General features: G+C 37.1%; 5 protein-coding genes. All 5 read right to left on the reverse strand.

The genetic code is table 11. The features are described from left to right. Positions 1 to 160 precede the first annotated feature (160 nt). Positions 161 to 721: a flagellar assembly protein FliW gene (gene fliW, locus M901_RS02340; protein ID WP_021276559.1), complete on the reverse strand. Its 561-nt coding sequence runs from the start codon at positions 719 to 721 to the stop codon at positions 161 to 163. Between the two features lie 79 nt (positions 722 to 800). Further along, entirely contained in the window at positions 801 to 1,034 is a 234-nt protein-coding gene (csrA, locus tag M901_RS02345; RefSeq protein WP_021276555.1) for a carbon storage regulator CsrA, read from the reverse strand. Between the two features lie 129 nt (positions 1,035 to 1,163). Further along, positions 1,164 to 2,213 (reverse strand): flagellar hook-associated protein FlgL, encoded by a 1,050-nt coding sequence (gene flgL / locus M901_RS02350; RefSeq protein WP_021276558.1) that lies wholly within the window; start codon positions 2,211 to 2,213, stop codon positions 1,164 to 1,166. 7 nt (positions 2,214 to 2,220) lie between these two features. Continuing rightward, entirely contained in the window at positions 2,221 to 3,264 is a 1,044-nt protein-coding gene (flgK, locus tag M901_RS02355) for a flagellar hook-associated protein FlgK (protein ID WP_021276557.1), read from the reverse strand. Beyond that, complete coding sequence (locus tag M901_RS02360; protein ID WP_034719738.1) at positions 3,236 to 3,685, reverse strand: flagellar basal body protein; 450 nt, start codon at positions 3,683 to 3,685, stop codon at positions 3,236 to 3,238. The genes flgK and M901_RS02360 overlap by 29 nt, the downstream gene beginning before the upstream one ends. Positions 3,686 to 3,831 lie beyond the last annotated feature (146 nt).

Below are 3,831 nucleotides of genomic sequence, written 5' to 3' on the forward strand. Positions count from 1 at the left end.
GCTGAATGGGAAAAGGTAATGTCACTTGATCCGTCTAATAGTGAAGCTGGTATGTATATGAACTTAGCTAGAACTGCTACTGAAACAAGTTTATAAATTTTAAAAATAGAAAGTTTAATAGAAATAAAAAAAGCCTCCGAAGTGGAGGCTTTTTTTATGATTATAATTCAGCTGAATTATGATTAATTGGGGCTTGTGAAGTTTCTGTTGTTTGTTCAACTACAGTTGGCTCGTTCTTCATAGTAACAGTTGTTCTAACTGAGTCATCTGAGTGGTAGCTTACGATGTACTTTTTAAGTTCATTGTACATTTCAAACTTAACTTCTAGCTTGCTATCTTGAAGAACAATCTGTCTTGCTTTCTTAGTTTGGTTATTGATGATAACCGGAGCTTTAAGGTTAGCAGACATAGTTGTTACATCTTGTGGGATAGTAAGAATTGTATATACACTTGCGTTTGATAAATTCTCTAGCTTTAAGCTATTAAGTTCTGCAGGAAGTAAGTTTACTGCAAAATCAGGCTTAAAGATTTTTGGTTCGATGATAGGGAATGCAGTTGCTCCATCTTCAGCAGATTGTAGCCAAAGAATAAGAGTCTGATCACCTGGATCAACAACGAAGAATTCTTTTAAGTTTTCAAAACCTAAAATACCTTCATCGAAAGTAATAATATCTTTCTTTTCAACTTCTAGTTCACCAAACCTAGTTGTGTTAATTTTCACTGTGTGCCTCCAAATTCCCGATGGGTCTTTAACCCTGGCTAGATTCTAGCAGCCGTAGGGGCAGAAGTGCAAGCGGAATTTATTTCTTGTTGTGAAGTGCGTCAGCAAGGTCAGAAATCGTATTAGTGTCTGCTTGAGACGCCTCAACGTTTTGATCTTGGATGGCCTTATAGACCTCTTCTCTGTGAATTTTAGTTTCTTTAGGAGCTTTGATCCCAAGACGTACTTGTTTACCTTTTATTTGGACAACTACGATCTTGATATTGTCATCAATTGCGATACTTTCCCCAAGCTTCCTTGTTAAAACTAGCATACATAAACCTCGTTTTGAACCGTCCTGATTCGGTTGGCAATGGTTCATATATTACTACGAAAATAGAAATGCAAGCAAAAAATAGCAAAACACGCTAAAATAAATAATATTTGCACGATTTGCTATGCGTTACCTCAGAAAGTCTAATAATTTCTGATTAAGCAGTCCCTGCGTAGACTTATATGTTGTTTTTAATACTTCTTGTTGTTTCGTTAAATCAGTAAATAACTCAGCGATGTCAGCATCTACAATCTTGCTTCGTCTAGCTGCGTTATCAATATTGTCTGACTCAATTGTGTTCTTTGAGTTTTCAACAGAACTCACAATTGATCCGACACGTGTTCTCATCGTGATAAGACGAGAAGTGGCACTATCAAAACGCTCAAGTAGTGTCTGGATAACTTTTGAGTCTCCATTTTCTAAAGCGTTGGCCAGGGTCTCTAGTAGGGAGAAAATATTCTCTCTCTTTTCGAAACCTTTATCATTATTTACCGAGGCAAGCTCTCTTGCTTTCGCAAGCTCCGGGCTTACTTCTTCATTTTCTCTATCTTTAACATTCTCAATATTCTGTGGAGATGAGTTCATCTCTGGAAATTCATTGAGAGGGTGATCTTGATTCGAGTCAAACTTTGAGTCCGCAAAGAAAACTTCAGCACCATTTAAATTAGTCTGAACGAAGAAATCCTTAGAAACTTCTAAAGTGATATGCCCTTCATCACCACGGTAATTACCGTTTTTATCAAAAGGAGACTCAAGAGTTTTAAAACCACCGAATATATAACGCTGGCCAATACGCTTGTTGGCAATTGATAGTGCCATATTACGTAGTTGAACAACTTCGTTTGCAACGTTCTTTCTAACTTCTGGATTATAAATATCGGAAGATTGAGCGATGGCAATTTCTTTTGCTTTTGAAAGAAGCTCAGTTAAGTTCTCAAGAGACTTTTCTGTTACATTAAGCTGCATAAGTGCGAAGTCTGCATTTCTCATATATTGCGAGTTATCTTTTTTGATACTCGTGAGCTGCATTGCCTCGACATTAGAAACTGGATCATCAGAAGGGGATGACATACTCTTAAGAGTCGCACCTTGGAGCTGAAGCTTCTCAAGTTTCCTCTTAGTCTTGTTTATTGAATATTTAATGGCAGCGCCTGCACTACCTTCTGATACCCTTGTCATTTATTCCCTATCTCTTAATCGAGATTACAGTGTCGAACATTTCATTCGCTGTTTGCATTACTTTAGCAGATGCTTCATAAGCATGTTGGAAACGGACCATATTTGCCGTCTCTTCATCAATAGAAACACCACTAATTCTCTCTCTAATAGTTTCTGCCTGAGCAACAAGCCCTTCAGACTGCTCATTATCAAGCTTGGCCTTACCTGCTTCAAGACCTACTTTTCCAACTGTTTTTAGGAAGTATTCTTCCATTGTTGCTGTTCCTTCACCCATGACTCTTTCGTGTTGTAGTTTAGAAATAGCAATTGCAACACGGTTATCCCCTGGACTATTAGGAGATAGTGCTGTTGAAATATTAGAAAGATCTGATTTTACTTCTTGGCTTAGGTCCATGAGGGCCGCAGCACCTTCTTTAGAAGTCGGAACTTTAAAGAAGTTAATACCTGTTGTTGGTCCTTTGTTGTCACCCTTTATAGGATTTCCATTTGGATCCATCTCAACTTTTCTATTTACGTACCCACGTCTATGAACAGCATTTACGAAGTTCATAAAATTGTAGGCGATTTCATCAACTTTCTCTCTTAGCTCTTTAACATCGTTATTTCTAACTTTAATAACAGCTGCGAGAGAACCCTTTTGAATTTTACTCGTTAACTTTTGACCTGGCTTGTCCTTGTAGAAAACTTCTACTGAACCATCCATTCCATTTGAAGAGCTATCTTTAGAGAAGGTATAGGCCTTAAGTTCTTGGGATTGAGCAGCAGTTACTAAAGTCCCAAGTCCTGGTGAAGTAACAACATAGTTACCTCTTTCATCTTGATAAGTATGTATCTTAAGCTTTAAAGAAAGATTCTTGATAGCTAAATCTCTTTGATCTCTTAAGTCACCTGTTTCCTCGTGAATCGCTTCAAGCTCACGAATCCTTCTGTTTAACTTAGCAACAGTACGAACTTCTTGATTGATATCTTCAATATCTCTTTCAATCTTATTATCAATACCACGAGAAATTGATTCTAGTGTTTCACTGATTCTTTTGAAATCCTTTAACAACTAGCTGTGCTTTATCACGTACAACAGATCTAACTGTTTCGTTCTCTGGTTGGTTTGCTAGATCTCTGAATGAGTTAAAGAAATTATTTAAAATTTTATTTAAACCTTCATTATCGATTTCATTAAAAACTTCTTCGACCTGAGAAAGTTGATTAGCTCTATTTTCATAGTAAGAGCTATCGGCATGAGCATCTCTTAAACGCTTTTCAACAAATTTGTCGTGAACACGTGTAATACTCTTTACTCTTGTCCCTGTACCAGTGATGAGTCCATCTTTTGTGATTGGGACATTTGTTGTCTGATTAACTTTTTGTCTAGAATAGCCGTCTGTATTAGCATTGGAAATATTGTGCCCCGTGACCTCTAAGGCCTTCTTCGAAGCATGCAATCCTGTTCTTCCAATGTTTAATAAGTTAGACAACTCTAAATTCCTTTACGCGTTTTGTTCTAACGTGCGATTATTGCGAAATCCTTTCGCATTATAAGTGCTAACAGTCTTAGTTCCTGTAGCTTCTTCTCTAATTGATCTTAGAGAATTTATGGCCTTGTTCATAAAGATCTGATTTT

This window comes from Bacteriovorax sp. DB6_IX, assembly GCF_000447775.1.
Classification (GTDB): domain Bacteria; phylum Bdellovibrionota; class Bacteriovoracia; order Bacteriovoracales; family Bacteriovoracaceae; genus Halobacteriovorax_A.